The sequence below is a fragment of the Tardiphaga sp. OK246 genome (assembly GCF_900188215.1).
GTDB classification, from domain to species: Bacteria; Pseudomonadota; Alphaproteobacteria; order Rhizobiales; family Xanthobacteraceae; genus Tardiphaga; species Tardiphaga robiniae.
Map to the genome: position 1 here is coordinate 1,052,849 of NZ_FZOX01000002.1, position 26,483 is coordinate 1,079,331.

The 26,483-nt window shown below is 61.5% G+C and carries 22 protein-coding genes; 6 read left to right on the forward strand and 16 right to left on the reverse strand.

Annotation, left to right across the window (positions count from 1 at the left end):
* Nucleotides 1-66 precede the first annotated feature (66 nt).
* Complete coding sequence (locus CHC01_RS12375; protein ID WP_089264535.1) at nucleotides 67-1,737, reverse strand: glutamine--tRNA ligase/YqeY domain fusion protein; 1,671 nt, start codon at nucleotides 1,735-1,737, stop codon at nucleotides 67-69.
* 199 nt (nucleotides 1,738-1,936) lie between these two features.
* On the opposite strand from CHC01_RS12375, the gene gltX reads away from it, so the two are divergent.
* Complete coding sequence (gene gltX / locus CHC01_RS12380; protein ID WP_089264536.1) at nucleotides 1,937-3,361, forward strand: glutamate--tRNA ligase; 1,425 nt, start codon at nucleotides 1,937-1,939, stop codon at nucleotides 3,359-3,361.
* Nucleotides 3,362-3,515: 154 nt separating this feature from the next.
* Nucleotides 3,516-4,820, forward strand: a complete 1,305-nt coding sequence (gene gltA, locus CHC01_RS12385) for a citrate synthase (protein ID WP_089264726.1) — start codon at nucleotides 3,516-3,518, stop codon at nucleotides 4,818-4,820.
* 89 nt (nucleotides 4,821-4,909) lie between these two features.
* Here gltA and lpxB read toward each other — a convergent pair whose 3' ends face one another.
* The 3 genes from lpxB to lpxA are packed head-to-tail and all read right to left on the reverse strand — an operon-like array spanning nucleotide 4,910 to nucleotide 7,769.
* Nucleotides 4,910-6,064 (reverse strand): lipid-A-disaccharide synthase, encoded by a 1,155-nt coding sequence (lpxB, locus tag CHC01_RS12390; RefSeq protein WP_089264537.1) that lies wholly within the window; start codon nucleotides 6,062-6,064, stop codon nucleotides 4,910-4,912.
* Nucleotides 6,061-6,942 carry an LpxI family protein gene (locus CHC01_RS12395; RefSeq protein WP_089264538.1) on the reverse strand — a complete coding sequence of 294 codons (882 nt, stop codon included), beginning with the start codon at nucleotides 6,940-6,942 and terminating at the stop codon, nucleotides 6,061-6,063. The genes lpxB and CHC01_RS12395 overlap by 4 nt, the downstream gene beginning before the upstream one ends.
* A gap of 23 nt (nucleotides 6,943-6,965) precedes the next feature.
* Complete coding sequence (lpxA, locus tag CHC01_RS12400) at nucleotides 6,966-7,769, reverse strand: acyl-ACP--UDP-N-acetylglucosamine O-acyltransferase (RefSeq protein WP_089264539.1); 804 nt, start codon at nucleotides 7,767-7,769, stop codon at nucleotides 6,966-6,968.
* A 156-nt stretch (nucleotides 7,770-7,925) separates the two neighbouring features.
* Between lpxA and CHC01_RS33045 the strand changes: the two genes are divergently transcribed.
* The 4 genes from CHC01_RS33045 (at nucleotide 7,926) to CHC01_RS12420 (ending at nucleotide 10,162) form a co-directional block, all read left to right on the forward strand.
* Nucleotides 7,926-8,171: a response regulator transcription factor gene (locus CHC01_RS33045; protein WP_089264540.1), complete on the forward strand. Its 246-nt coding sequence runs from the start codon at nucleotides 7,926-7,928 to the stop codon at nucleotides 8,169-8,171.
* The gene (locus CHC01_RS33050) at nucleotides 8,168-8,410 is read left to right on the forward strand and encodes a response regulator transcription factor (protein ID WP_244558315.1); all 243 of its coding nucleotides are present in this window, start codon (nucleotides 8,168-8,170) and stop codon (nucleotides 8,408-8,410) included. The genes CHC01_RS33045 and CHC01_RS33050 overlap by 4 nt, the downstream gene beginning before the upstream one ends.
* 119 nt (nucleotides 8,411-8,529) lie before the next feature.
* Complete coding sequence (locus CHC01_RS12415) at nucleotides 8,530-9,183, forward strand: RhiA family protein (RefSeq protein ID WP_089264541.1); 654 nt, start codon at nucleotides 8,530-8,532, stop codon at nucleotides 9,181-9,183.
* 154 nt (nucleotides 9,184-9,337) lie between these two features.
* Nucleotides 9,338-10,162 carry a hypothetical protein gene (locus CHC01_RS12420; protein ID WP_089264542.1) on the forward strand — a complete coding sequence of 275 codons (825 nt, stop codon included), beginning with the start codon at nucleotides 9,338-9,340 and terminating at the stop codon, nucleotides 10,160-10,162.
* A gap of 129 nt (nucleotides 10,163-10,291) precedes the next feature.
* On the opposite strand, the gene fabZ is transcribed toward CHC01_RS12420, so the two are convergent.
* The 12 genes from fabZ to dnaE all read right to left on the reverse strand — a co-directional run bounded on the left by fabZ (nucleotide 10,292) and on the right by dnaE (nucleotide 25,790).
* Entirely contained in the window at nucleotides 10,292-10,771 is a 480-nt protein-coding gene (gene fabZ / locus CHC01_RS12425) for a 3-hydroxyacyl-ACP dehydratase FabZ (protein WP_068730861.1), read from the reverse strand.
* Nucleotides 10,768-11,853: a UDP-3-O-(3-hydroxymyristoyl)glucosamine N-acyltransferase gene (gene lpxD / locus CHC01_RS12430; RefSeq protein ID WP_089264543.1), complete on the reverse strand. Its 1,086-nt coding sequence runs from the start codon at nucleotides 11,851-11,853 to the stop codon at nucleotides 10,768-10,770. Before lpxD ends, fabZ begins: the two co-directional genes overlap by 4 nt.
* A gap of 32 nt (nucleotides 11,854-11,885) precedes the next feature.
* Complete coding sequence (gene bamA, locus CHC01_RS12435) at nucleotides 11,886-14,420, reverse strand: outer membrane protein assembly factor BamA (protein WP_089264544.1); 2,535 nt, start codon at nucleotides 14,418-14,420, stop codon at nucleotides 11,886-11,888.
* Between the two features lie 173 nt (nucleotides 14,421-14,593).
* Nucleotides 14,594-15,745, reverse strand: a complete 1,152-nt coding sequence (gene rseP, locus CHC01_RS12440) for an RIP metalloprotease RseP (RefSeq protein ID WP_089264545.1) — start codon at nucleotides 15,743-15,745, stop codon at nucleotides 14,594-14,596.
* A gap of 43 nt (nucleotides 15,746-15,788) precedes the next feature.
* Entirely contained in the window at nucleotides 15,789-17,012 is a 1,224-nt protein-coding gene (dxr, locus tag CHC01_RS12445) for a 1-deoxy-D-xylulose-5-phosphate reductoisomerase (protein ID WP_089264728.1), read from the reverse strand.
* A gap of 4 nt (nucleotides 17,013-17,016) precedes the next feature.
* Nucleotides 17,017-17,727: a phosphatidate cytidylyltransferase gene (locus CHC01_RS12450; RefSeq protein ID WP_244558342.1), complete on the reverse strand. Its 711-nt coding sequence runs from the start codon at nucleotides 17,725-17,727 to the stop codon at nucleotides 17,017-17,019.
* A 5-nt stretch (nucleotides 17,728-17,732) separates the two neighbouring features.
* Nucleotides 17,733-18,488 carry an isoprenyl transferase gene (locus CHC01_RS12455; protein ID WP_068730865.1) on the reverse strand — a complete coding sequence of 252 codons (756 nt, stop codon included), beginning with the start codon at nucleotides 18,486-18,488 and terminating at the stop codon, nucleotides 17,733-17,735.
* Nucleotides 18,489-18,578: 90 nt separating this feature from the next.
* Nucleotides 18,579-19,136, reverse strand: coding sequence for a ribosome recycling factor (frr, locus tag CHC01_RS12460; RefSeq protein WP_374725665.1), 558 nt, complete (start codon nucleotides 19,134-19,136; stop codon nucleotides 18,579-18,581).
* A 70-nt stretch (nucleotides 19,137-19,206) separates the two neighbouring features.
* On the reverse strand, nucleotides 19,207-19,923 hold the full coding sequence (gene pyrH / locus CHC01_RS12465) for a UMP kinase (RefSeq protein WP_089264546.1): 717 nt from the start codon (nucleotides 19,921-19,923) through the stop codon (nucleotides 19,207-19,209).
* A gap of 67 nt (nucleotides 19,924-19,990) precedes the next feature.
* Nucleotides 19,991-20,914: a translation elongation factor Ts gene (gene tsf, locus CHC01_RS12470; RefSeq protein ID WP_089264547.1), complete on the reverse strand. Its 924-nt coding sequence runs from the start codon at nucleotides 20,912-20,914 to the stop codon at nucleotides 19,991-19,993.
* 199 nt (nucleotides 20,915-21,113) lie between these two features.
* Nucleotides 21,114-22,106, reverse strand: coding sequence for a 30S ribosomal protein S2 (locus CHC01_RS12475; protein WP_068730869.1), 993 nt, complete (start codon nucleotides 22,104-22,106; stop codon nucleotides 21,114-21,116).
* A 201-nt stretch (nucleotides 22,107-22,307) separates the two neighbouring features.
* Nucleotides 22,308-25,790, reverse strand: a complete 3,483-nt coding sequence (dnaE, locus tag CHC01_RS12480; RefSeq protein ID WP_089264548.1) for a DNA polymerase III subunit alpha — start codon at nucleotides 25,788-25,790, stop codon at nucleotides 22,308-22,310.
* Nucleotides 25,791-26,483 lie beyond the last annotated feature (693 nt).

Sequence of the window (26,483 nt, forward strand, 5' to 3'; positions counted from 1 at the left end):
TATCGGAAGGGCAAGCGGCGACTAGCGGAACGGATGCAGAATACGAAAATTAATCCCTGGGGTTGCTCAGGCGAGCTTGGCGTAGCTATCGCGCAGACCGACGGTACGGTTGAAGACCAGCTTGCCCGGCGCTGAATCCTTGTCGCGACAGAAATAACCCTGGCGCTCGAACTGCACGACATCGCTTGTGTTGTCGCTCGCCAGCGCCGGCTCAAGCATGGCGCCGGTCAGCTTCTCCAGCGAGTCCGGATTGAGCTGCGATGCGAACTCGGTCGCATTGGGCTGCGGATCGGCGAACAGCTGATTGTAGACGCGCACTTCCGCCTGCACGGCATCTGCAGCGCTCACCCAATGGATCGTCGCCTTGACCTTGCGGCCGTCCGGCGCATTGCCGCCCCGGGTTTCCGGATCATAGGTGCAGCGCAGTTCGACCACCTCGCCAGCGGCATTCTTGATGACGTCCTTGCAGGTGATGAAGTAGCCATAACGCAAGCGGACCTCGCGGCCTGGCGCCATGCGGAAGAACTTCTTCGGCGGCTCTTCCATGAAGTCGTCATGCTCGATGTAAAGCTCGCGGCCGAATGAAATCTGCCGGTTGCCGAGCGACGCATCATCGGGATGGTTGATGGCTTCGAGCTGCTCGGTCTGTCCTTCCGGGTAGTTCTCGATCACCACCTTCAGCGGCTTCAGCACCGCCATGCGGCGCTGCGCCGTGCGATTCAGTGTCTCGCGCACGGCGAAATCGAACATCGAGATATCGACGGTCGAGTTGGCCTTGGCGACGCCGATGCGCTTGACGAATTCGCGCAGTGCTTCGGCAGGAATGCCGCGGCGCTGCAGGCCGGCCAGCGTCGGCATCCGTGGATCGTCCCAGCCCGTGACATGGCCACCGCGGACAAGTTCGGTCAGCACGCGCTTCGACAGCAGCGTGTAGGTCATGTTGAGGCGCGCGAATTCATACTGATGCGGCCGCGATGGCACCGGCAGGTTTTCCAGGCACCAGTCGTAAAGCGGCCGGTGATCCTCGAATTCGAGCGTACAGATCGAATGCGTTACGTGTTCGATGGCATCCGACTGGCCGTGCGCGAAGTCGTAGCTCGGATAGATGCTCCAAGCGGTGCCCGTGCGCGGATGATGCGCATGCAGGATGCGATAGATCACGGGATCGCGCAGGTTGATGTTGCCCGACGACATGTCGATCTTGGCGCGCAGCACGCGGGCGCCGTTCGGGAATTCGCCGGCGCGCATCCGCGCGAACAGATCCAGGTTCTCATCAACCGAACGGTCGCGGAACGGGCTGTTCTGGCCAGGCTCCGTCAGGGTGCCACGCTTAAAGCGGATTTCTTCCTGCGACTGGTCATCGACATAGGCCTTGCCGGCGCGGATCAGGTGTACCGCCCAGTCATAGAGCTGCTCGAAATAGTCCGAGGCGTAGTGCAGGTTGCCCTCGCCCCAGTCGAAGCCGAGCCAGCGGACGTCGCGCTGGATGGCGTCGATATATTCCTGCTCTTCCTTGGTCGGATTGGTGTCGTCGAAACGCAGGTTGCAGTGGCCGCCGAATTCCTCGGCAACGCCGAAATTCAGGCAGATAGACTTGGCATGACCGAGATGCAGGTAGCCGTTGGGCTCCGGCGGAAAGCGCGTCACCACGCTCTTATGCTTACCGGATTGCAGGTCCGCCGCAACGATGTCGCGGATGAAGTCACGGCCTGCGTCGGATACCGATTCGTCTGTCATTTTCTGCCTTTCAAGCTGTGCCCTATGTGCCAAATCCGGAAGGCCGCGCCAAGGCCGGATCAGGGGCCGGGTCCCGCGAAAGGGCCTTTTCCGATGCGGTTCCGGCCCCAAATCCGCGTTTATTCGCCGTGAGACAGCGCCCTGTCGTTGTGATAAACGCCCGCCAACACTCACACCGAACTCGATCGAACCCGCTGATATGACCACTCCCGTCGTTACCCGTTTCGCCCCCTCGCCGACCGGCTTCCTCCATATCGGCGGTGGACGCACCGCGCTGTTCAACTGGCTCTATGCCAAGAAGACCGGCGGCAAGATGCTGCTGCGGATCGAGGATACGGATCGCGAGCGTTCAACGGATGCCGCGATCGACGCCATTATCGACGGGTTGAAGTGGCTGGGCATCGAATGGGATGGCGACACCGTCTTCCAGTTTGCCCGTGCCGGCCGGCACCGCGAAGTCGCCGAACAGCTGCTGGCCGAGGGCAAGGCGTATTACTGCTATGCCTCGGCCGAGGAGCTGCGGCAGATGCGCGAGACCGCCCGCGCCGAGGGCAAGTCCAAGCTCTATAACGGGCTCTGGCGCGATCGCGATCCATCCGAGCCCCACCCCGACGTCAAACCGACGATCCGCCTAAAGGCGCCGCTCACCGGTGAGACCGTGATCGAGGATCAGGTACAGGGCCGCGTGGTCTGGCAGAACGAGAATCTCGACGACCTCGTGCTGCTGCGTGGCGACGGCAATCCGACCTACATGCTGGCCGTGGTGGTGGACGACCATGACATGGGCGTGACCCATGTCATTCGCGGTGACGACCATCTGATCAACGCCGCGCGCCAGAAGCAGATCTACGACGCGCTCGGCTGGACCGTCCCCAGCATGTCGCATATTCCGCTGATCCACGGGCCCGATGGCTCGAAACTCTCAAAGCGCCACGGTGCGCTCGGCGTCGAAGCCTATCGCGCGCTGGGCTATGTACCGGCCGCTCTACGGAATTACCTGGTGCGACTCGGCTGGAGCCATGGCGATCAGGAAATCTTCTCGACCCAGGAGATGATCGACGCCTTCGACCTGTCGGGGATCGGCCGTTCCGCCGCGCGCTTCGATTTCGCCAAGCTCGAAAATCTCAACGGTCACTACATCCGTCACACCGACGATCAATCCCTCGTGACCATGTTCGAGGACGTGCTGAATTACGTGCCCGGCGGCCCCGAACTGAAGGCGAAGCTCAACGACGCCACGCGCGCCCAGCTGTTGCGCGCCATGCCCGGCCTGAAGGAACGCGCCAAGACGCTGATCGAACTGATCGACGGCGCCAATTTCATCTTTGCCGATCGCCCACTGGCGATGGAGCCGAAGGCGCAGGCCGCGCTGACGCCGGAAACCCGTGTGCTGATCGGCAAGTTGCGCACAGCACTGGAAGCCGTCACCGACTGGACCGCAGCAAATGCCGAAGCCGCTACCCGCGCCTTTGCCGAGGAAGCTGGCATCAAGCTTGGCGGGGTTGCGCAACCGCTTCGCGTGGCGCTGACCGGCAAGACCACATCGCCCGGCATTTTCGATGTTCTGGCGGTATTGGGACGGCAGGAATGCCTGGACCGGCTCGCCGATCAGGCATCTATTTAGCATAGCTGTAGGCTGCTTTTGCCCGCCTTGCAGCGCACACAGCAATACGCTACGCATTCTGGCGAATGCTCTGGAATTCCCGGCTAGCCTCCCCATTTCTCCTGAAATGTCGGTGGCTTGCCGGCCCCTCAACGATCTCATCGGGGACCACGCGATGGACGCAAAAACCAATACCAAATCCGCAACGCTGACAGTCGACGGCAAGAGCTTCGAACTGCCGATCCACAGCGGGACCGTCGGCCCTGATGTCATCGACATCGGCAAGCTCTACGCCCAGTCCGGGATGTTCACCTACGATCCCGGCTTCACCTCGACGGGCAGCTGCCAGTCCAAGATCACCTATATCGATGGCGATGCCGGTATCCTCGAGTACCGCGGCTACCCCATCGAGCAGCTCGCCGAGAAGGGCGACTTTCTCGAGACCTGCTACCTGCTGCTGTACGGGGAACTCCCGACCAAGGCGCAGAAGGCAAAGTTCGACGCATTGGTCACGAACCACACCATGGTTCACGACCAGATGAGCCGCTTTTTCCAGGGCTTCCGCCGCGACGCACATCCGATGGCCGTGATGGTCGCGTCGGTTGGCGCCCTCGCCGCTTTCTACCACGACTCAACTGATATCAACGATCCGAAGCAGCGCGACATCGCGTCGATCCGCATGATCGCCAAGATCCCGACGCTCGCGGCGATGGCTTACAAGTACACGATCGGTCAGCCCTTCGTGTATCCGACCAATTCGCTCGATTTCGCGGCGAACTTCATGAAGATGTGCTTCGCCGTGCCGTGCGAGGAGTACAAGGTCAATCCGGTGCTCGCCAAAGCGCTGGACAAAATCTTTACGCTGCACGCTGACCATGAGCAGAACGCATCGACCTCGACGGTCCGCATCGCCGGCTCATCCGGCGCCAATCCGTTCGCCTGCATCGCCGCCGGCATCGCCTGCCTGTGGGGACCGGCGCATGGTGGTGCCAACGAAGCCGCGCTGCAGATGCTCGCCGAAATCGGCACCGTCGACAAGATTCCGGAATTCATCGCCAAGGTGAAGGACAAGAATTCCAGCGTCCGCCTGATGGGCTTCGGTCATCGCGTCTACAAGAACTACGATCCGCGTGCCAAGCTGATGCAGCAGGCCTGCCACGAAGTTCTCAAGGAAACCGGTCACGGTGGCGACGAGATGCTCGCCGTTGCGATGGAGCTCGAGAAGATCGCGCTGTCGGACCAGTACTTCATCGACCGCAAGCTGTACCCGAACGTCGATTTCTATTCGGGCATCACGCTGAAGGCGATGGGCTTCCCGACCTCGATGTTCACCGTGCTGTTCGCGGTTGCCCGCACCGTCGGCTGGATCAGCCAGTGGAGCGAGATGATCGGCGATCCGCAGCAGAAGATCGGCCGTCCGCGCCAGCTCTATACGGGTGCTGCCCGTCGCGACTACGTGGATATCGCCAAGCGCGCCTAAGATATCGTTTCGCTGAGTGCGGAAATCAAAACGGCGGATCGCGAGATCCGCCGTTTTTTGTTACGCTGCAATCTCCTGAACTGATGCCTTCAACTCTTCCGCATGGTGGCCAGCACGACATTGGCCGCACCGACGCTCGGCGACGCTGCGCCCGTCGCCATGATCCCGTCGAGCCGCGCCAGGGCTTCGATCTGACGATGCCGCATCGGTGTGTCTGCCAGCACCTCTTGCAACGACGCCGCGAGCTTCTCCGGCGTGCAGTCTTCCTGGATGAACTCCGGAATGACGTTCTCGCCGATCACCAGATTGGCGAGGATCACCGACGACGAGGTGATGCGGCGGCGGATGATCCAGGCCTCGACGCTGCCGGCCTTGTAGGCGGTGACCATCGGCACGCCCGACAATGCAAGCTCCAGTGTCACCGTCCCCGACTTGGCGAAGGCCGCATGCGCGATGCGGAACGCCGCGCGCTTCTCTGTTTCGCCCACAACGATCCGCGGCTGCACCGGCCACGCCTTGAGCGCTTCGGCGATGACCTCGACGAGATGCGGCATGGTCGGCAGGATCAGTTCGAATTGCGTGCCCCGCTTTTGCAGCAGCTCGAGCGTCGCGCCGAACGTTGCCATGTGATGACGGATCTCGCTGCGACGGCTACCCGGCAGCACCAGCAGCACCGGCGGCTTCGTTTCGCGACGCGCCTGCTCTTCCGCATTGGGACGCAGCGCATCGATCTGCTCGATCAGGGGATGACCGACATAGGTGCATGGCGGTCCGCCGAGCCGCCGATGCGCCTCCGGCTCGAACGGCAGCAGCGCCAGCACATGGTCGACATAAGCGCGCATCGCCTTCGCGCGCCCCGGCCGCCACGCCCACACCGTTGGCGACACATAGTTGACGACGGGAATGGAGGGATCGCGCTGGCGCACACGCTTGGCGACGCGATGGGTGAAGTCCGGGCTGTCGATGATGACCAGCACGTCGGGTCTGGCCCGCAAGACGTCCTCGGTCGCGCGCGTGATGAGCTTCAGGATCGACGGCAACTTCCGTAGGACGGCGGCAAGGCCGATGATGGAAAGCTCTTCGATGGGAAACAGCGACTGCAGCCCTTCGCGTGCCATCGACGAACCACCAACGCCTTCGAAGCGCACATCGTCGCCGAACCGCTGGCGCAGCACCTTCATCAGCGCTGAGCCGAGACGGTCGCCGGATTCTTCGGTGGCGATGAGATAGATCGTCTTTGTCACGTCGGAAGTCCCGTCACGAAAAGACCTGCGGCATCGGCGGCGACAATCATCTGCTGCGGTTCGGCGACGATCGTATTGCCTGCAACGATGGCGATGCCGGCGAGCTTCGCGGCCGCAGCGCGCTCGATGGTCCGCGGTCCCAATGTCGGCAGATCGAAACGCAGATCCTGACCGCTCTTCGGCGCCTTCACCAGTACACCCCGCCCTGCCTTGGCGCGAATACGTCCCTGCTCACGCAAGAGCGCCACGCGGGCCAGCAATCCATCGGTGCCTTCGATATCCTCGATCCCCACCACATGGCCGTCGATCACCACGGTCGCCTGGCCGATATCGAACGGGCTCAAGGCGCGCAGGACGTCGCGCCCACGCGCGATATCGGCTTCAGCATCCTGATCCGGTACGGCACGCGTCACGCTGCCTTCCGGCATCAGCACATCGGACGCGACGTCCTTGATCCCCAGCAGACGAAAACCTTCATGCTCGAACAGGCGGCTGATACTCGTCAGCAAGTGATCGTCACCACCGCGAAACGCGCGAAACACTTTCGGCATTACGCGAAGCGTTGCCCAGTCCAGCCTGATCTCGGAGATTGCCGGCCGCACAAGCGTGCCGATGAAGGTGAGATCCCGGCAATTTTCGCTGCGCATCAGCTTCAGCAAGCGACCGAACTGACCGATGGGAATCCAGTGGTGCTGAAATCGCGCCACCAGCGCCGGATCGCAGAACCCCTTCAGCGCGAACACGACAGGCTTGATGCCACGCGCCTGCAGCGAGTCCGCGACAGCGAAGGGCAGCGAGCCGCCGCCGGCGATGATGCCGAACGGCGAGCCTATCGGCGGATGCGATTGCGGGTGCTGTATTTGAGCCTGGTCAGTCATGCTTCGCCCCGCGATACCCGAATTCAAGAACTGCTCTTGCTATCCTCGGGCAAGCACAGCGCGCGATGTTTGGCGCCGGCGATGAATGTCAGGATTTCTGCAATCGCCGGATCGTCATTCGCCAAGGGCTGCACGCGCTCGAGCCGCTCGGCAAAGACGCCGGGGCCATGGAACAGCTTTTGATAGAACGAGCGCACGGCGGCGACGCGCTCCTTGGTGAACTTGCGGCGCTTCATGCCGATAATGTTGAGGCCTTCCAGCGCTGCATATTGACCATTCACGAGCCCGAACGGGATGATGTCGCCGCGCACGCCGCAGATGCCGCCGACCATGACCTGCGAGCCAATGCGGGTGAACTGGTGCACGGCCGACAGCCCGCCCATGAAAACGAAATCGCCGATCTCGCAATGGCCGCCAAGCGTCGCCGAAGTCGCGAAGATCACGTCGTTGCCGACATGGCAGTCATGGCCGACATGGGCGCAATTCATGAAGTAGCCGCGATCGCCCACTGACGTGATGCCACCGCCGGCGACAGTACCGGCATTCATGGTCACGGACTCGCGGATGGTACAGCCATTGCCGATGGTCAGCCGGGTCAGTTCGCCTTTGTAGCTGAGCGACTGCGGAGGCGTGCCTAATGAGGCGAACGGATAGATCGTGCAATTCTCGCCGATGGTCGTCTGCGCCGTCACGTTGATATGCGACAGCAGCTTCGTGCCTGCACCGATCGTGACATGCGGTCCGATGATGCAGAAGGGTCCGATTTCGGCGCCCTCGCCAATGACAGCACCGTCGGCGACGCGGGCGGTTGGATCGATCTTGCTCATCGAGAAGTCCAGTTCCTGCAGATTTCTAGGATTTTCCGCTGCGTAACCCGCGTCACGTGGACTGTCCAGTACCGTGCCGACAAGCACCACTGGAACCTTGCTGAACTCGAGATGTTCATGATACGTTCTTTATAAGCCAGTACGGAATGACCTTTTATGGCGCGTCTGACCAATCGCGAGGAGGAAGTATTGTCGCTGGTTGGCCAGTCGATGAGCTGCAAACAGATCGCGCGCGCCCTTGCCATTTCCGAGTTCACCGTCCGCAAACATCGCGCGAGCATCCTGCACAAGATGCGGCTGGGAACGACGGTGCAACTCACCGCCTTCGCCAAAACGTCTTCGGCCCATGGCGATACATCGCAACACGCCGATCGGCGGGAAAGACACGACCGGTCTTTTTGATCGGCAGCCCACCCGTCCTGCGACCGCGCGAAATCGACGTCGCGCGGCTCATTACTGTTGGCCTCACCAGTAAGCAGATTGCCCGCAAGCTCGGGATCAGCCCCCTCACCGTCCGCAAGCATCGCGAGAATGCGATGCGTAGCCTGAACGTCCACAGTCTTGCCGAGCTGATCGATGCGACGAGACGGCTCGGTTTCGTCAATACGCCATCGGAGCCATATCGCACAACCAATGGTTGATACACGCTATGGTTGTTATCCACGACATCGTCACGACATCACGCAAGCCGTAATGCTTCCTCGCTTCGCAAGGCCGCTTGTTGTCGCCGACCAGTCACCATTCAGCCAGGAGCAGCAACATGGCCAAGTACACGATCAAGGTTCTGAACAACTCTGGATTCGCGAAGAATTATGTTCTCTTCATGCAACCACCCGCCGTGACATCGACGGGCGGACAGCCGGTCGTTTACAGTAACGCGTGGGTGACGTTCAACGGCATCCTCCCGGGTGGAACGGATACGGTTGAGTACACCGACGAGACTTTCGCCTACTGGGCGACTGCAACCATGCCCATCGCTCCAGGGACAACCATGGGCCAGAGCGGCGCTGCTGCGGTCGACGTTACTCTGCAGGACAGCGTCACCTTCGCCGGAACGACGCCCATCGGGTTCGGCACCGTTACACCGGGCGGCGCGATGACCGGCTCTTACAGGATTATCGCCAACAACGATTTCACGGCATCCAACGGATACTTGTTCGGTCTGGCGCGTCCAGGCAACGTTCCAAGCATCCCGTCGCCGGTTGCCACTTTCATCGCAGAGCCGAACGACACGTTCAACGTGACACCTGTGATCAACTTCTATGTCGCCGATGGCGCATACACGCCCGGTCAGATCATCGACTACACCGCAGCCTCGACCAAAGCCGGCAACGTCAACTTCACGGGTCGCGCGCAAACCAGCGCTGTGGTCACGCAGAACCCCGACGGCTCCTTCTCGCCTCAGTACTACTGATCGATCGGCTTCGGCGAAGGTCTGCGTCCTGGCACGCACCAAATCCTGATCCGGATCTGCACCATGTGCGCCGAGATCGGTGCCGCCGCCCGCGGGCGGCGGCACCGCATAACCATTCGCTCCAATTCACATGCTGACATCACAAGAGGTCCACATGGCTGTAGCCTATTCATCTTTTGTCACACCGGCCGGGAATCTCGCACCGGCGATTCACGGCGCCAATTTCGACGCTCCGTTCAACTGTTCCGCCACATTCACCGGCACCTGCTCGGCTGGTGAATATCGCCAATATGTCATGGGCCAGAACACGGCCAATGGCAGCGTGGTCGCCCTCGTGTTGTGCGGAGCTGTGGTGCTGCTACCAGCGGCATATCAGGAAGATGGCTGCCCCTCCGGCAGCTGTACGGCGTACGGACATCGAACCTGTCCACAGCACCCGTATGATCGTTATGACCCTGCACGCGCGGACGGATGCCAGTTCTCGATGTATGATGCGCCCGGGTTCAAGAACGTGGTGCGAGGGACCAAATACGTCGTCTATTTTTCATTCCAGGGAAAACTGATCGACACGTCAGCCGGCGGCGCCGTCCTTGCAACAAAAGGATGGACGGTAGAAGGGACTACGACCGTGGCAGAGACTCCTCCAACACCGGCCTTGGTTGGCTTGTCGGCGACTGAGAAACTCATTGGTGCGCATACCGCGCTCAATCTCGAAACCGGCGCGCTTGAATTGCACATCGTGATCACGCGCCCCGCAGGCTTACCGGGCCTCGATGGCTCGTCGATGAGCCTATCTCTCCTCGATCCGACGGGTAAAAGATCGCATCCGTCTGACGCACCAGCGGTGCACGAGATCGGGACTCAGAGCCAATCGACGGTGAGTATCGTCTATACGCTCCGCCAGGGCACCACCCCGCCGAGCTCGATAGAACTGGCTGTACATGGCGGCGTCGTCACGATGCGTGTTCGGCAGCGCTAGCGCGTTTCCGAGCGAAGTGGGTACCGGTTCGCATCAAGAAAACGCGCCTAAACAAAAAGCTAGAGCCTCGGTTCTGATTCTATCAGAACCGAGGCTCTAGACGAATGACGCGGACTGAGCGGTGTAGCCTCAGTCTGTCAGCATTGCACCGACATCGGCCTCGGCGACGACCTTGCCATTTACCTTGGCGTCGCCATGGAACCACCACATCGCCTTTTTCCGGCCGATCAGGTGCAGATGATATTCGATCGTATCGCCAGGCATCACCGGCTTACGAAACTTGCACTTGTCGATGGTGAGGAAATACACCGCACGCGGCTTCTCGGTGCCTTCGACGGACGAGATGCCGATCACGCCCGCTGTCTGAGCCATGCCTTCGATCATCAACACGCCGGGATAGACCGGGCGATCAGGGAAATGCCCGAGGAATGCCGGCTCGTTGATCGTGACGTTCTTGATACCAATGCCGCTGAAGTCCTTGCGGATGTTGACGACACGATCGATCAGAAGAAACGGATAGCGATGCGGAAGGGTCTTGAGGATGGTGTTGATGTCGACCGTCTCGATGATGATCGGCGATGCGCCATCGCTTGGTAAATCCTGGCTCATTCCCGCCCCTCGTCTTTCGTATCCTGCGTCGTCGCATCCGTTCCCGGCATGCTCTCGCGGGCGAGTTTCTCAACCGCGAGGATCTCGCGGAACCATTGCTTGGTCGGCCGGGCAAAGATGCCACCCCACCGCGCGCGCGGCGGAATGCTGTCTTTCACTCCGGCCATTGCGGCGACCTGCGCGCCATCGCCAATCGTAATGTGATTATTGAGGCCCACCATGGCGCCCAGCGCGACGTTGTCGCCGATGGTCAGGCTGCCCGCAAGGCCACATTTCGCAGCGATCACACAGTGCCGTCCAATTGTCACATTGTGGCCGATCTGGACCTGATTGTCGATTTTGGTCCCCTCGCCAATCACGGTATCGCGCAGGCTGCCGCGGTCGATGGTGGTGCCGGCGCCGATCTCGACGTCGTTCTGGATCAGGACACGGCCGGTCTGCGGCACCTTGATGTGCTTGTCCCGGCCGAACACGAAGCCGAAGCCGTCCTGGCCGAACTTGCAGCCGGGATGAACGAGTACGTTGTTGCCGATCAGTGTGAACTGCAGCGTGCTGCCAGCGCCGATATTGCAGTCGCGGCCGATCTTGACTCCGGCGGCGATCACCGCGCCAGAGCCGATGATGGTGCCGGAACCGATCTCCACATCCGGGCCGATCACGGCCAGCGGATCCACCGTAACATCATCCTCGAGCTGAGCAGAGGGATGGATGACGGCGGATGCGGCGATGCCAGTAATGTCAAAGCCGGAGACCGGACGCAGCGTGTCCGCGTGCAGTTCGCGCGCCAATTCCACGAAGGCCGCAAATGGCCGCTTGGCGCGCAGCACCGTTACGTGAGCCGGAATATCGCCCTTGAAGCTCTCGCTCACCAGGCAGGCACCGGCCTTGGTGTGGGTGAGCTGGTCGATGTAGCGAAGATTTTCGAAGAAGGTCAGGTGATGGGGGCCGGCCTCATCAAGCGAGGCTACGCCAGTCACGACCTGGTCGGCCCGCGTCGGGTCGACCAGTCGTGCCTTCGTTGACGCTGCTATTTCAGCCAGCGTCAACGACGGCGATTGCTTGAAGAACGTCGGCAGAACCATTCCACCCGTCGCGGTCCGGCCGGAGATCAAACTCAGAACGAAGTTCCGCCGCCGAACTTGAACTGCTGCACGCGATCGTAGGCGCCCTTGGTGATCGGCACTGCGTAGTCGAAGCGCAGCGGACCAAACGGCGACTGCCAGATCAGGCCCACACCGACCGACGACCGAACAACATTGCCGTCGTCATAGGTCATGCCCGCGCAGTTACCGACCGAAGTCCGGCTCGCAGGCACACAGCCGGCGGCATTGATTTCGCCAGTCTGAGCCCAGCTGGTCGGTCCCTTATAATCCCAGAGACCGCCGGCATCGGCATAAACCGCGCCCTTGATGCCAACTTCCTTCGGCAGGAACCAGAATGGCATCTGCAATTCGGCCGAAGCGCCCCAATACTTGGTGCCGCCGAGCGCGTCACCGTAGGATCCCAGCGCAACGTAGCTGATGTCACGCGGACCGATGCCGTTCTGCGCGAAACCACGCACCAGGTTCGGACCCATCTGGAAGTGATCCAGCATGCGGATGTCTTCGCCGACCTTGTTCAGCATACCACCCTGGACACGCAGCAAACCAACGATGTCGGCCACCAGCGGGGTGTAGTACTTCGCATCGATCGTGGTCTTGAGGTAGGTCACGTCGCCGCCGACGCCGGCGTAGTCCTGCTTGAACTCCAGGAACAGACCATCGGTCGGGTTCTTGTTATTGTCGAGCGTGTTGTAGTTCAGCGTGTAGCCGAGCGCCGAGGTCAGCGTCTTGCCGCTGGCCAGTTCGCGGCGAACTGGCAGAGACGACTCGCCATCGGCGTAACAGCCCCATGTGTTGGCGTCGGCGGGATTAACCGAGCCGGGGAACAGCGAATTCAAATAACCGGGAGTGTTGGTCGCAGTTGGGCTACCTGGCAGGTTGTTACAGTTGCTCAACGTCGCCGGGAGCGAAATCTGCTGCTGATAGACGGAATAGCGCAGCTGCAGCGCGAGATCTTCACGCAGCTGGAAACCGAGGCGCGGGCTGAAGCCGAGCGTCTTGGTGTTGTACGAGATGTAGCTGTTGGACAGCTGCTCGCGCTGATAGAAATCGAGGCCGAGCGCCACGCGGTAGTCGAGCAGGTAAGGCTCAACGAAGGACAGCGAGTAGCCACGGGCATACTGGCCGTACTGAACCGACGCCTTCGCAAACAGACCGCGACCGAGGAAGTTACGTTCCGAGACGCTGACTTCGCCGAGCGCACCGTCGGTGGTCGAGTAGCCGCCCGAGACCGAGAAGTCACCGGTGGATTTTTCTTCCAGATCGACCACCAGGATCACGCGATCGCTAGACGAGCCGGGCTCGGTCGTCACCTTCACGCTCTTGAAGAAGTCGAGGTTCTTCAGGCGGCGTTCGGCACGATCAACCAGCGCGCGGTTGTAAGCGTCGCCTTCTGCCAGATCGAATTCGCGGCGAATGACATAGTCACGGGTACGCGTGTTGCCGCGCACATTGATACGCTCGATATAGACGCGCGGGCCCTCTTCCACCGTGAAACCGATGGTGACGGTGTGAGATTCGAAATTGCGATCGCCACGCGGACGCACGACGGCGAAGGCGTAGCCGCGGCGGGACATTTCGATCTGCATTTCCTCGACCGACTTCTCCAGCGCTTCCGCGTTGTAGAGCGAGCCGACGCCAACGCGCGAGAAGCTGCGCAGCGAATTCGGATCGAACTGCGGAATGGTGGACGAGAAGTCGACCGACGACACGCGGTACTGCTGGCCTTCTTCGATCTTGAAGGTGACCAGGAAGCCCTTCTGGTTCGGATCGTATTCGGTGAGCGCGGCGACGACCTGAACGTCGGCGAAGCCGTTCTTCAGGTAATAGCGGCGGATCAGGTCGCGATCAGCCTCGATGCGGTCCGGATCATAGATATCGCCCGAAGCCAGGAAGCTCAGGAGATTCGATTCACGGGTCTTGATGACGTCCTTGAGGCGGTAGGACGAGTAATAGTTGTTGCCGATGAACTGGATCGACTTCACGCCGGTCTTCGCGCCTTCGTTGATCGTGAAGATCAGGTCGACGCGGTTGTTCGGCTGCTCGATGAATTCCGGAACGACGCTGACGTCATAACGGCCAGAGCGACGATAGATTTCGGAGATGCGCTGCGCGTCTGCCTGCACCATCGGGCGCGACAGCGTCCCGCGCGGCTTCGACTGCACTTCGGCGTTCAGCTGGTCGTCCTTGACCTTCTTGTTACCTTCGAAGGCGATACGGCCAATGACCGGGTTTTCGACGACGCTGACGACCAGACGGCCACCGGCCTGATTGATCTTCACGTCCTGGAACAGGCCGGTCTCGATGAGCGACTTGAGGCCGTCATCAATGGTGCCCTGATCCAGCCGGCCGCTCGGGCCGGGACGGAAATAGGAGCGGATGGTCTCCACATCCACGCGACGATTGCCTTCAACAACAATCGAAGCGGCGGTCTGAGCCACGGCAGTCGAAGAAACGAGCGCAGCAGTCGCTGTAACGGCGACCGGCATGGCGACCAAGATCGAAGCAGCAAGAAGGCCGCCCCGGAAACCCCGCAAACCAAAAATCATGCGCAAAGCGCCCTTATCATTCCATCGCCAGCCCGCACCCCTACGGTCTGACAGAATCCCTTTAGTGGCCCAGCTTGTAGCCAATTTTACCTGACTGGCAAACGACCTTTCGCGCTGCAATTCTAATTTCATTCCAAGACGTTGCCCATCGGCCACGTTACCCCCAGCCTCGATCATGACGAAGCCAGGTGAAGAATGTCGTTATAGGTCGCAAATACCATCAACATCAGCACTAAACCGAGGCCAATGCGGAAGCCCATCTCCTGCGCGCGCTCCGACAGCGGACGCCCACGAACGGCTTCGACGGCATAGAACAAAAGATGACCGCCATCGAGAAGTGGCACCGGAAACAGGTTGAGAAGGCCGATCGAGATCGACAGAACCGCCGCCAGGTGAATCAGGGCGGTCAGGCCGATTGTCGCCACCTGCCCCGAGATCTGGGCGATTCGCATCGGACCACCGATTTGGTCGGCCGCCTCGCGTCCGGTGAATACACCGCCGATATAGGCGATGGTGCGGTCCACGACGAACCAGGTTTCCTTGACGCCCAGCACGAAAGCGGTCGCCGGATTGACCCGCTCGGTGGTCGCTTCGCCAACCGCTGTCGCGCGGGTAATGCCGAGGACGCCGAGACGATGGACGTTACCGAAGCTGTCTTTGACTTCGCGAAGTTCTGGCGTGCCCTTCAGCTCGACCGTGGCTTCGCCGCGCTTGACGCTGAAGGCCAGCTGCTCGCCGGCCTTGGTGCCGACGATGCGCTGCATGTCGGAGAAACTGCCAATGACCTTACCGTCGATGGCCTTGATGATGTCGCCCGACTGGAACCCGGCCTTCTCGGCCGCGCTGCCAGCCTGAATGCTGTCGACTTTGGCGGTCGTGCTCGGCTTGCCAAAGAACGTGAACAGGCAGGTGAAAATGACGATCGCGAGGATGAAATTGGCGATCGGACCAGCAGCCACGATGGCCGCACGCTGGCCAACCCGCTTGTGATGGAAGCTGCCCTTGCGCTCATCCGCCGTCATGCCTTCCAGCGCGGCGCTTGAGGGGGTCGAGGCTTCGCTCTCGTCACCGAAGAACTTCACGTAGCCGCCAAGCGGAATCGCGGAAATCTTCCAGCGCGTGCCATGGCGATCGTTGAAGCCGGCGAGTTCAGGACCGAAGCCGAGCGAGAACGTCAGGACCTTAACGCCGTTCCAGCGGGCGACCAGGAAGTGGCCGAGTTCGTGGAAGAACACCACGATCGTCAGGACAAACAGAAAGGGGATGATATAGCCGATAAAGCCGTGGCTTAACGTATTGAAACTATGTTGGAAAAACTCAAGCATCCCGATCCCCTAACGCGAGGCCAAAGGCCCCGTCCCCAATGCTCTAGGATGCCTTTGCGGCAATTTGAGGCAAGAGGGTGGCAGCCATTTTTCTCGCTTTATGGTCAACAGCGATGGCGTCATCCGCCGATGACAACGGCGCCAAATTCCCTGCCCGCACCCATTCATTCATGGTGGCTTCGACCAGCCGTGCAATGGCGCCAAAGCGGATCTTCTGGGCGGTGAAGGCAGCCACGGCGATCTCGTTGGCCGCGTTGTAGACGGTGGTCGCGCCGCTGCCGGTGCGCAGCGCGTCATAGGCCAGCTTCAGGCCAGGAAACCGCGCGTAATCCGGTGCCTCGAAGGTCAGCGACCCGATCTTGGCAAGGTCGAGCGGCGCCGCCCGGCCCGGGATGCGGTCCGGCCAACCCAGGCAATGCGCGATCGGCGTGCGCATGTCGGGCGAACCGAGCTGCGCCATGACAGAATAATCGCGGAACTCGACCATGCCGTGGATGATCGACTGCGGATGCACCAATACGTCGATTTCGTCCGGCGCCAGCGCGAACAGATAGGACGCCTCGATCACTTCGAGACCCTTGTTCATCATCGATGCGGAATCGATGGTAATCTTCTGCCCCATCGACCAGTTCGGATGTTTCAGCGCCTGCGCCAGCGTTGCCTGCTCGATATCGGCGGCAGCCCAGGTACGGAACGGTCCGCCCGAGGCGGTGATGATGACGCGGGTCAGTTCCTCGCGGCTGCCGGAGGCCAGCGCCTGGAACAGAGCATTGTGCTCACTGTCCGCCGGCAGGATGCAGGCGCCCGCCTTGGCGGCGCGATCCATGAAGAAATCGCCGGCGCAAACGAGGCATTCCTTGTTGGCCAGTGCAACCGTTGCACCGCGGTCGACGGCGGCGAGCGCGGGCTTCAAGCCGGCGGCGCCTGACACGGCGGCCATCAGCCAGTCGGCCGGCCGCTCCGCAGCCTCGACGATGGCACTATCCCCTGCCCCGCTGGCGATGCCGGTGCCGGCCAGCGCCGATCGGAGTTCGTCCAGCTTGGATTCATCGGCGACGGCCACAAAGCGCGCGTTGAATTCCTTGGCCAGCTTGACCACGCCTTCGACGTTGCCGTTAGCCGTCAAAGCCTCCACCTGGTACCGCTCAGGCGACGCTCGCAGCAGATCCATGGTGCTATCGCCGATCGAACCGGTTGCACCGAGGACAGTGATGCTGCGCAGACTGGACGCGGCGGGCTTGTTATTTCGCAGGGGAACAGCACTCATCAAATCACCAAACCATAAGACCGCGGCCGACGCCATCTGCACCGCCGCGTAAAAGACCGATCACCGCGGCAGCCACCACCGCGAACACGTAGCCGTCGAGGCGATCCAGCAGACCGCCATGACCAGGAATGATCTGGCCGGAATCCTTGACGCCGAATTTGCGCTTCACTGCGGACTCGAAGAGATCACCAAGTTGCGACAGCACCGTCAGCACGGTTGCGATCATGAGCAGCGGCAGCAGGCTGCCCAAACCATTCATGGCAAAACCGGCAGCCACAGCGAGGCTGAGAACAAAGCCGCCGATGGCGCCGGCCCATGTCTTCTTCGGACTGACGCGCGGCCACAGTTTCGGGCCGCCGATGCCGCGCCCGGCGAAATAGCCGCCGATATCGGTCATCCAGACCACCAACAGAATGAACATCAGGGCCGAGAAGCCCCAGACGGGATCGAGGCGCACGACAATGGACGCCACAAACGCAGCCAAGGCATAGACGACGCCGAGCCCGATCCAGCCGATATGATTGCCGACAATGGCCCGCCATTCCAGGAAGAGACCAACCGACACCAGCGTCACGAGGCCGAACCACAGCCAGCCACCGGCATAAGCGGCGAAAATCGCAACGGGGATCAGCACCAGCGCGGCCAGGATGCGCATCAAGAGATTGCGCAGCCCCCGGTCATCCGCCTGCTTCGGCGTACTGTCGTCCTGGGTCACGCCGGTCACGAACCGGTTTTCGCGGCGAGACCGCCGAAGCGCCGCTCGCGGCGGGCATATTCGGCAATAGCGCTTTCCAGCGCGGCCTTGTCGAAATCTGGCCAATGGATCGGCACGAAGACGAACTCACTATACGCAGCCTGCCACATCAGGAAGTTCGACAGCCGCTGTTCACCCGACGTGCGGATGATCAGGTCCGGGTCCGGAATATCAGGCGCGTCGAGATACTGGCCGAGCGTATCGACATTGATGCTTTCGGGCGTCCGCTTGCCCTCGGCAACCTCGCGCGCAAGGCGCTGCGCTGCCGTGGCGATCTCGTGCCGCGAGCCGTAGTTGAAGGCGACCACGAGATTGAGCTGGGTGTTGCCCCGCGTCAGGTCCTCGGCCTCTTTCAGCAATGACGCGATATCGGAATCGAGGCCCTGGCGCTCTCCGATCACGCGTACGCGCACGCCGTCACGATGCAGCGTGGCAAGATCGTTGCGGATGAAGCGACGCAGTAGGCCAAATAGATCGCTGATCTCGGATGCGGGCCGCGACCAGTTCTCGGAGCTGAACGAGAAGATCGTCAAATATTGGATGCCGAGTTCGTTGGATGCCCGCACCACACGGCGAAGTGCCTCGACGCCGCGGCGATGGCCCTCGGCGCGCGGAAGCCCCCGCGCTGCAGCCCAGCGCCCATTGCCGTCCATGATGATCGCGACATGCAAAGGCGTGGATCGGTCCGATCCATCATTTGCGGGCGCGGCGGCATTCGACATCGATTAAAATCCCCAGCCCATGGTCCGGCACATATGTGACCAATTTGCGGACCATACGCTTTTCAACAGCTTAAAAACGGCTTCTGACGCTTAAACCGTCATGATTTCCTTTTCCTTAGCCGCCAGCAACTGATCGATTTCAGCGATTATGCTGTCCGTGACCTTCTGCACTTCGGTATCGTGGCGCTTCTGGTCGTCCTCGGAAATCTCGTGAGCCTTCTCGAGCTTCTTGATGATGTCGAGACCGTCGCGGCGGACGTGGCGCACGGCGACCTTGGCTGCCTCGGCATATTTATGCGCGACCTTCACGAGTTCCTTGCGGCGCTCGGTGTTCAATTCGGGAATGCGTAGCCGCAGAATCTGGCCTTCGGTTGCGGGGCTGAGGCCGAGATTGGAATCGACGATCGCCTTTTCCACCGCCTTGACCATCGACTTGTCCCAAACCTGCACCGACAGCAGGCGCGGCTCGGGAACGCTGACGGTCGCAACCTGGTTCAGCGGCATGTGGCTGCCGTAGGCTTCCACCTGGACCGGCTCCAGCATCGAGGCTGCCGCACGTCCGGTGCGCAAGCCGCCAAGCTCATGCTTCAGCGACTGGGTCGAGCCCTGCATACGGCGCTTGAGGTCGTTGATGTCGAATGGGGCCATGGTGGCCATGCAGCTCTCCCTTGTATCCTGCTGGTGCGAAGCGGGTATGGCGCTCCGAACCCGTCTAAAATCAGCCCGCGACGATGGTGCCGCGGCCAGTACCAGTCAAAATGGCGCCGATCGAACCCGGTTCGGCGATCGAGAACACGATGATAGGCAGCGAGGTCTCGCGGGCAAGCGCGAAAGCCGTCGCATCCATGACTTTGTAGTTCCCCTCCACGGCCTGCGAATGGCTGAGACGCTCGAAGCGCGTCGCGTTCGGATCCTTCTTTGGATCGGCGCTGTAGACGCCGTCCACATTGGTCGCCTTCAGCACGGCCGATGCGCCGATCTCGGCAGCGCGCAACACTGCTGTCGTGTCGGTGGTGAAGAACGGATTGCCGGTACCGCCGGCCAGCAGCACGATCCGGCCCTCGGACAGGTATTTGTGTGCAGCAGCACGTGTGAAGAGTTCGCAGACCTGCGGCATCACCATCGCCGACAGCGTGCGGGCCGGCACGGCGTGGCGCTCGATCGCAGCTTCCAGTGCCAGGCAGTTCATGACGGTAGCGAGCATGCCCATGCTATCGCCCGTCGGGCGCGACACACCACGCGAGGAGACTTCGACGCCGCGGAAAATATTGCCGCCACCGACGACGACCGCGACTTCGACACCAAGTTTCTGGGCTGCAATGAGATCGACGGCGATGCGGTCGATAGTCGGCTGATCGATACCGAATGACTGGCCTCCGGCGAAAGACTCACCCGAGACCTTGATCACGACGCGACGATAGAGCGGCTCACTCATGATGCGATCGCTTCCTTTCGAGGCGGCAGCTCCCGGCGTAGATCGCCGGGAGGTCTTCCAATTCGTCTTACTTCTGGCCGCTGGCGGCGGCAACTTCGGCAGCGAAGTCCGAAGTCTGCTTCTCGATGCCTTCGCCGAGCGCGTAGCGCACGAAGCCAGCGAGCTTGATCGGCGCGCCAACCTTGCCTTCGGCTTCCTTGACGGCCTGCGCCACCGACTTGCCGGTGTCGTGGATGAAAGCCTGATCCAGCAGGCAGACTTCCTTGTAATAGGTCTTCAGGCCGTTCTCGACGATCTTCTCAATCATCGCGTCCGGCTTGCCCTGCTGGCGATACTTGTCCGCCATCACTTCCTTCTCGCGAGCAACGACGGCCGGATCGAGGCCGGCGGAGTCCAGCGCCTGCGGATTGGCAGCAGCGACATGCATCGCGATCTGTTTGCCGAGGGTGGCGAGCTCGTCAGCCTTGCCGGTGGATTCCAGCGCGACGATGATGCCCATCTTGCCGAGACCTTCGATCACGGCGTTATGCACGTAGCTCGACACGACGCCGGCCGAGACTTCCAGCGTCGCGGCGCGGCGCAGGGTCATGTTTTCGCCGATGGTGGCGATGGCTTCGGTGATCGCGGTCTCGACGGTAGCTTCGCCAATCTTGTGAGCCTTGATGGCTTCGACGTCGGAGCCGACCTTGAGCGCCACCTGGGCGATCATCTTAACCAGACCCTGGAACTGATCGTTGCGCGCGACAAAGTCGGTCTCGGAATTGACTTCGACCACGACGCCCTTGTTGCCGGCGGTGAGAACGCCGATCAGGCCTTCGGCCGCAACGCGGTCAGCCTTCTTGGCGGCCTTGGACAGGCCCTTCGCGCGCAGCCAGTCGATTGACGCCTGCATGTCGCCGTCATTGGCAGCCAGAGCGTTCTTGCAATCCATCATGCCGACGCCGGTGGTTTCGCGGAGGTCCTTGACCATCGCTGCAGTAATCGTTGCCATCGTTGAACCCTTTGCCTGTCAGGGCGCCTGCGAGCCAGCCGGTGCTGGTCAATCGCGTTACGCCGCAGGAACTATCATCGAGAGAAGTGTAGAGATGGAAAGTGCGGCCGGGATGACGGCCGCACAATAGTTTCTTGGCTGTCGCATCGGCATGATTTTGTCCGGAACCGGGACACCGGTTCCGGATCACGCCTGCGCGTTACTCAGCTTCCGCCGTCAGACCCTTGGCCTGGGCGACCCAGCCGTCGGCACGGGCCGGAAGACCAACTTCTTCGCCAATCTTGTGGGCGGTGTCGTGATCGAGTTCGGCCAGCTGCCAATAGTGGAAGATGCCGAGGTCGTTGAATTTCTTCTCGATCGCACCGGACACGCCGGTGAGCTTCTTGAGATCGTCGGCGGTGCCGCGCGGACCGGCCAGGCCCTGGAAGCCTGCTTCCGGAGCCGGGATGGCCTCAGCCACCGGGGCAGCCGATGCGCCGATATCGAAGCCCGAGTCGCCCTGGGCGCGCGAGATGCCGTCGATGACAGCGCGTGCGATCAGGTCGCAATACAGCGACAGCGCACGGCCGGCGTCGTCGTTGCCCGGGACCACATAGGTGATGCCCTTCGGATCCGAGTTGGTGTCGACGATCGCCGCGACAGGGATACCCAGACGCTGGGCTTCCTGGATCGCGATGTCTTCCTTGTTGGTGTCGATCACGAAGATCAGGTCGGGCAGACCGCCCATGTCCTTGATGCCGCCCAGCGAGCGATCGAGCTTGTCGCGCTCGCGCTGCAGCGTCAGACGCTCCTTCTTGGTGTAGGCCGACGCGTCGCCGGAGTTCAGCACTTCGTCGAGGTGGCGCAGACGCTTGATCGAACCGGAGATGGTCTTCCAGTTGGTCAGCGTGCCGCCGAGCCAGCGCGAATTGACGAAGTACATCGCCGAGCGCTTCGCAGCTTCGGCAACGACGTCCTGCGCCTGGCGCTTGGTGCCGACGAACAGGATGCGACCGCCCTTGGCGACGGTGTCGCTCACAGCCTTCAGCGCGGTGTGCAGCAACGGCACGGTCTGCGCGAGATCGATGATGTGGATGTTGTTGCGTGCGCCGAAGATGTAATTCGCCATCTTCGGATTCCAGCGGTGCGACTGGTGGCCAAAGTGGACGCCAGCTTCGAGCAGTTGACGCATAGAAAATTCGGGTAGTGCCATAGTATCAATTCTCCGGTTGTTTCCTCCGGAAGCGTGTGAGCAAACGAGCGTTCGGGCAGAGGATTCTGCCGTGCAGCCCGGATGCCACCGGACGGCGATTAAGCCATGCTTCCGTGTGAGATGGGCCGGTTTATAGCCGGATTCCCGGGATAAGCAAGGAAATCCGGTGGCTTCGGCCGGTTTACCGCGCGGGTCGCCAGCTCAAAGCGTTTCGACCATTTCCACGCCCGAAACCGCTTTAATGGCGCCGGCGATCTGCGGGGACACCTGGAACCGGCCTTCGAGCTTGAATTCGACCTCAGTTTGCAGGTCGAGGCGCAGGATCAGCGAGACGTCGCCTCCGCCGGCGGCATTGCTCGGCTGCGGTTGGAGGCGTTTTACCAGCGAATCCAGTGCCTTGGTGTCCTTCATGGTCACCCTGAGCCCCTTCTGGGTCTTGGCAGCGGCGGCATCCAAAGGCTCCGCGTGGAGAACCCGGGCCCGAACGTCCTCGCCCTGGAGTTCGGCACCGAGTTGCAGCAGCACCGCGGTACCCGGTTCCAGTACGTCGCGGTATTGGGCAAGTCCTTCGGAGAACAGCACCGCCTCGAAATGGCCGGTTGGGTCGGACAGACCCATGATGCCCATCTTGTTGCCGGTCTTGGTCCTCCGCTCCATGCGCGACACGACCGTTGCCGCCACCCTGCCCGCCGTAGCGCCAGTTTTGACGGCGCGGCAGAACTCGGCCCAGCTCTGCACCCGCAGCCGCTTCAGTGCGGTGGCGTAATCGTCAAGCGGATGGCCGGACAGGAAGAAGCCAATAGCGTCGTATTCCTTGCGCAGCTTCTCCGCCGCTAGCCAGTTGTCGATCTGCGGCAGCATGATGGTCGGCGCATCGGCCGCGCCGCCAAACATGTTTCCCTGACCGATTGTCGTATCCACGTGGGCGCTCTGGCAGGCGGCCAAAATAGCATCCGCTCCGCCATGCACGCGGGCACGATGTGGATCGAGCGTATCAAAGGCGCCGGCCGCAGCGAGTGTTTCGATGATGCGCTTGTTGACCGCGCGTGGGCTCACGCGCGACGCAAAGTCGGCAAGCGACGTGAACAAACCATTCTTGTTGCGCTCGGCGACGATCAGCTCGACGGCGCCAGCGCCGACGCCTTTCAACGCGGCCAGCGCATAATAGATCGTGTTGTCGCTGACCTCGAAGGTGACGCCCGAACGATTGATATTCGGCGCCTCGACCTTGATACCGAGCCGCTGCGCCTCGGCGCGAAATTCCGACAGCTTGTCGGTGTTGCCCATGTCGAGCGTCATCGACGCCGCAATGAACTCCACCGGATAATGCGCCTTCATATAGGCGGTGTGATACGACACCAGCGCATAGGCCGCCGCGTGGCTCTTGTTGAAGCCATAGTCGGCGAATTTTGCCAGCAGATCGAAGATCGTATCGGCCTGCCCCTTCGGCACGCCGTTCTTGACAGAGCCTGCAACGAAGATCTCGCGCTGCTTTTCCATTTCGGCGCGGATCTTCTTGCCCATCGCGCGGCGCAGCAGGTCGGCGTCGCCGAGCGAATAGCCCGCCATGACCTGTGCGATCTGCATCACCTGTTCCTGATAGATGATAACGCCGAAAGTTTCCTTCAGGATCGGCTCGATGATCGGATGCAGATATTCCGGCTCTTCATCGCCATGCTTGCGCGCGCAATAGGTCGGGATGTTCGCCATCGGGCCCGGACGATACAACGCGACGAGCGCGATGATGTCCTCGAAACGGTCGGGGCGCATGTCCACGAGCGCGCGCCGCATGCCCTGGCTTTCCACCTGGAACACGCCGACCACTTCACCGCGCGCCAGCATCTCGTAGCTCTTGGCGTCGGTAATCGGCGTGGTCGCAAGATTGACGTCAATATTGCGCTGCTTGAGCAGCTTCACGGCGACATCGAGCACCGTCAGTGTCTTCAGGCCGAGGAAGTCGAACTTCACGAGACCTGCTGGCTCAACCCATTTCATGTTGAACTGGGTGACCGGCATGTCCGATTTCGGATCGCGATACATCGGCACGAGCTGCGACAGCGGCCGGTCGCCGATCACGATGCCTGCGGCGTGGGTCGAAGCGTGGCGTGTCAGGCCCTCGAGACGCTGCGCAATATCGAAGGCTTTGGCGACGATCGGATCCTCGTCGCGGAGCGCCTGGAGTTTCGGCTCGCCCTCGATCGCGGCTGCAAGTGTCACCGGTGCGGCCGGATTTTGCGGCACCAGCTTGGTCAGCTTGTCGACCTGGCCATAGGGCATCTGCAGCACACGGCCGACGTCGCGCAACACGCCGCGCGCCTGCAGCGTACCGAAGGTGATGATCTGCGCGACCTGATCGCGGCCGTAGCGCTGCTGCACATAGGAGATCACCTCGCCGCGACGATCCTGGCAGAAGTCGATGTCGAAGTCCGGCATCGAGACGCGTTCCGGATTGAGGAAGCGTTCGAACAGAAGATTGAACTGCAAGGGATCGAGATCGGTGATGGTCAACACCCAGGCGACCAGCGAGCCGGCGCCCGAACCGCGACCCGGCCCCACCGGAATGCCCTGTGCCTTCGCCCATTTGATGAAATCGGACACGATCAGGAAGTAACCCGCATAGTTCATGCGGGAGATGACGTTGAGTTCGAAGTCGAGCCGCGCGTGGTATTCCTCCTCGCTCTTGCCCTGTGACACGCCGTGGATCTCGAGACGCTTGCGCAGCCCCTCCTCGGCCTGACGGCGCAACTCGTCGGATTCCTCCTGGGCCGCACCTTCGGCGTTACTGCCGGCGCCCACCGTGAAGCGCGGCAGGATCGGCTTGCGCGTCTTTGGCCGGAACGAGCAGCGCTCGGCGATTTCGACGGTTGACGCCAATGCCTCAGGAATATCGGCAAACAGAACCGCCATTTCGGCGCGGGTCTTGAAGCGATGATCGGTGGTGAGCTGCTCGCGGTCCGTTTCGGCAATGATCCTGCCACCGGCGATGCATAGCAGCGCATCATGGGCCTCATAGTCATCCGCGGCGGCAAAATACGGCTCGTTAGTTGCCACCAACGGCAGGCCCTTGGCGTAAGCCAAGTCTATCAAACCGGCTTCGGCGCGGCGCTCCTTCTCGGCGCCATGACGCTGCAGTTCGATGTAGAGCCGATCGCCAAACAGCGACGCGAGCCGGTCGCAACGCGCAGCGGCAAGCGCGGATTGATCGGCAAGCAGCGCCTGATTGATCGGACCGTCCGGACCGCCGCTCAACGCGATCAGGTCTTCGGTTTCCTCCAGCAGCCATTCCAGCTTGATGTGAGGCGCGTGATTGACCGGGGTTTCCAGAAACGCGCGCGAGTTGAGTTTCATCAGGCTCTGATAGCCACGCTCCTTGGCAGCCAGCAGCACGATTCGCGGCATCACGGCGTTCAGCGCATTACGGGCGTTGGGATCCTGGTCGCCGAAATCGATGGCGACCTCGCAGCCGGTGATTGGCTGGATGCCGTAGCCCACCAGCTTCTCGGAGAATTCCAGCGCGCCAAACATGTTGTCGCTGTCGGTCAGCGCCAGCGCCGGCTGATGGTCGGCCTTCGCCAGTTCCGCCAGTTTTTGGATCTTGATCGAGCCCTTCAGCAGCGAATAGGCCGAATGCACGTGCAGATGGACAAATCCGGCATTCGACGCGGCGGCGGGCTTCTGACTCATGGCGTGGGGCGTTCCGGACTTTGCAGCGCCCGATCTGGGCAGTCATCGACACTGGGGATCGCGGCAGCCTGTTCAGACCGACTCGCTGCCCCATGGTGATGCCTGCCCCCGGCCAAGTCCATGTGAAACCCGCTCGGGCCCGGAAGCGTCCCCGCATTCCCTAGGGAATGCCTGTCATTCCCTAGGGAATGCTTGTCATTCCCCGGGAGCGTTCCCGTATCCACCGGAGAGTGCTTCCCCGGTGTTCCGGCGCCAGCTTCGCAGCCAGCGTCCGGGAGCAGGATCACAGCTGGGGGATCAGTTGCGCCCAAACCGCAATCATGCCGACGAACAGAACGATCGATGCCAGCGCAGCGGCTTCTTCAACAAAGGTCTTCAACATGGTGGCCTCCGTGATCTCTGGAACATATGAAGAACATTGTTCTCATTCTGTTCCTGAGTCAAGCAGCCGATCCGGGCGCGTCGCGCCTCATATTCGGGATGGTTAAAATGGCAGGCCGGCACGCTTTACGCCCAGCCAGCCAAGGCCATCCCTCGCCGGCGATCACCTACGCCGTATTGCGTCGCTTGTGCCGAACAAGCCCTGTTACGGCATGTTTCCGGCGCCAGATGCGGAGCGGAATCCGGCTTTGTGAGTTGACGAATACCTCTCGGACCGGCTTTGTGCCGGTCAGAGATCACACGCAGCCGGCC

Excerpts from the sequence above, each read along its gene's own strand:
- bamA (WP_089264544.1), bottom strand. The coding sequence starts at position 14,420 with ATGATTTTTGGTTTGCGGGGTTTCCGGGGCGGCCTTCTTGCTGCTTCG.
- CHC01_RS12415 (WP_089264541.1), top strand. The coding sequence starts at position 8,530 with ATGGCCAAGTACACGATCAAGGTTCTGAACAACTCTGGATTCGCGAAG.
- dxr (WP_089264728.1), bottom strand. The coding sequence starts at position 17,012 with ATGAGTGCTGTTCCCCTGCGAAATAACAAGCCCGCCGCGTCCAGTCTG.
- CHC01_RS12395 (WP_089264538.1), bottom strand. The coding sequence starts at position 6,942 with ATGACTGACCAGGCTCAAATACAGCACCCGCAATCGCATCCGCCGATA.
- gltX (WP_089264536.1), top strand. The coding sequence starts at position 1,937 with ATGACCACTCCCGTCGTTACCCGTTTCGCCCCCTCGCCGACCGGCTTC.
- lpxA (WP_089264539.1), bottom strand. The coding sequence starts at position 7,769 with ATGAGCAAGATCGATCCAACCGCCCGCGTCGCCGACGGTGCTGTCATT.
- frr (WP_374725665.1), bottom strand. The coding sequence starts at position 19,136 with ATGGCCCCATTCGACATCAACGACCTCAAGCGCCGTATGCAGGGCTCG.
- fabZ (WP_068730861.1), bottom strand. The coding sequence starts at position 10,771 with ATGAGCCAGGATTTACCAAGCGATGGCGCATCGCCGATCATCATCGAG.
- CHC01_RS12475 (WP_068730869.1), bottom strand. The coding sequence starts at position 22,106 with ATGGCACTACCCGAATTTTCTATGCGTCAACTGCTCGAAGCTGGCGTC.
- CHC01_RS33045 (WP_089264540.1), top strand. The coding sequence starts at position 7,926 with ATGGCGCGTCTGACCAATCGCGAGGAGGAAGTATTGTCGCTGGTTGGC.
- pyrH (WP_089264546.1), bottom strand. The coding sequence starts at position 19,923 with ATGAGTGAGCCGCTCTATCGTCGCGTCGTGATCAAGGTCTCGGGTGAG.
- rseP (WP_089264545.1), bottom strand. The coding sequence starts at position 15,745 with ATGCTTGAGTTTTTCCAACATAGTTTCAATACGTTAAGCCACGGCTTT.
- gltA (WP_089264726.1), top strand. The coding sequence starts at position 3,516 with ATGGACGCAAAAACCAATACCAAATCCGCAACGCTGACAGTCGACGGC.
- tsf (WP_089264547.1), bottom strand. The coding sequence starts at position 20,914 with ATGGCAACGATTACTGCAGCGATGGTCAAGGACCTCCGCGAAACCACC.
- dnaE (WP_089264548.1), bottom strand. The coding sequence starts at position 25,790 with ATGAGTCAGAAGCCCGCCGCCGCGTCGAATGCCGGATTTGTCCATCTG.
- CHC01_RS12455 (WP_068730865.1), bottom strand. The coding sequence starts at position 18,488 with ATGTCGAATGCCGCCGCGCCCGCAAATGATGGATCGGACCGATCCACG.
- CHC01_RS12420 (WP_089264542.1), top strand. The coding sequence starts at position 9,338 with ATGGCTGTAGCCTATTCATCTTTTGTCACACCGGCCGGGAATCTCGCA.
- lpxD (WP_089264543.1), bottom strand. The coding sequence starts at position 11,853 with ATGGTTCTGCCGACGTTCTTCAAGCAATCGCCGTCGTTGACGCTGGCT.
- CHC01_RS12375 (WP_089264535.1), bottom strand. The coding sequence starts at position 1,737 with ATGACAGACGAATCGGTATCCGACGCAGGCCGTGACTTCATCCGCGAC.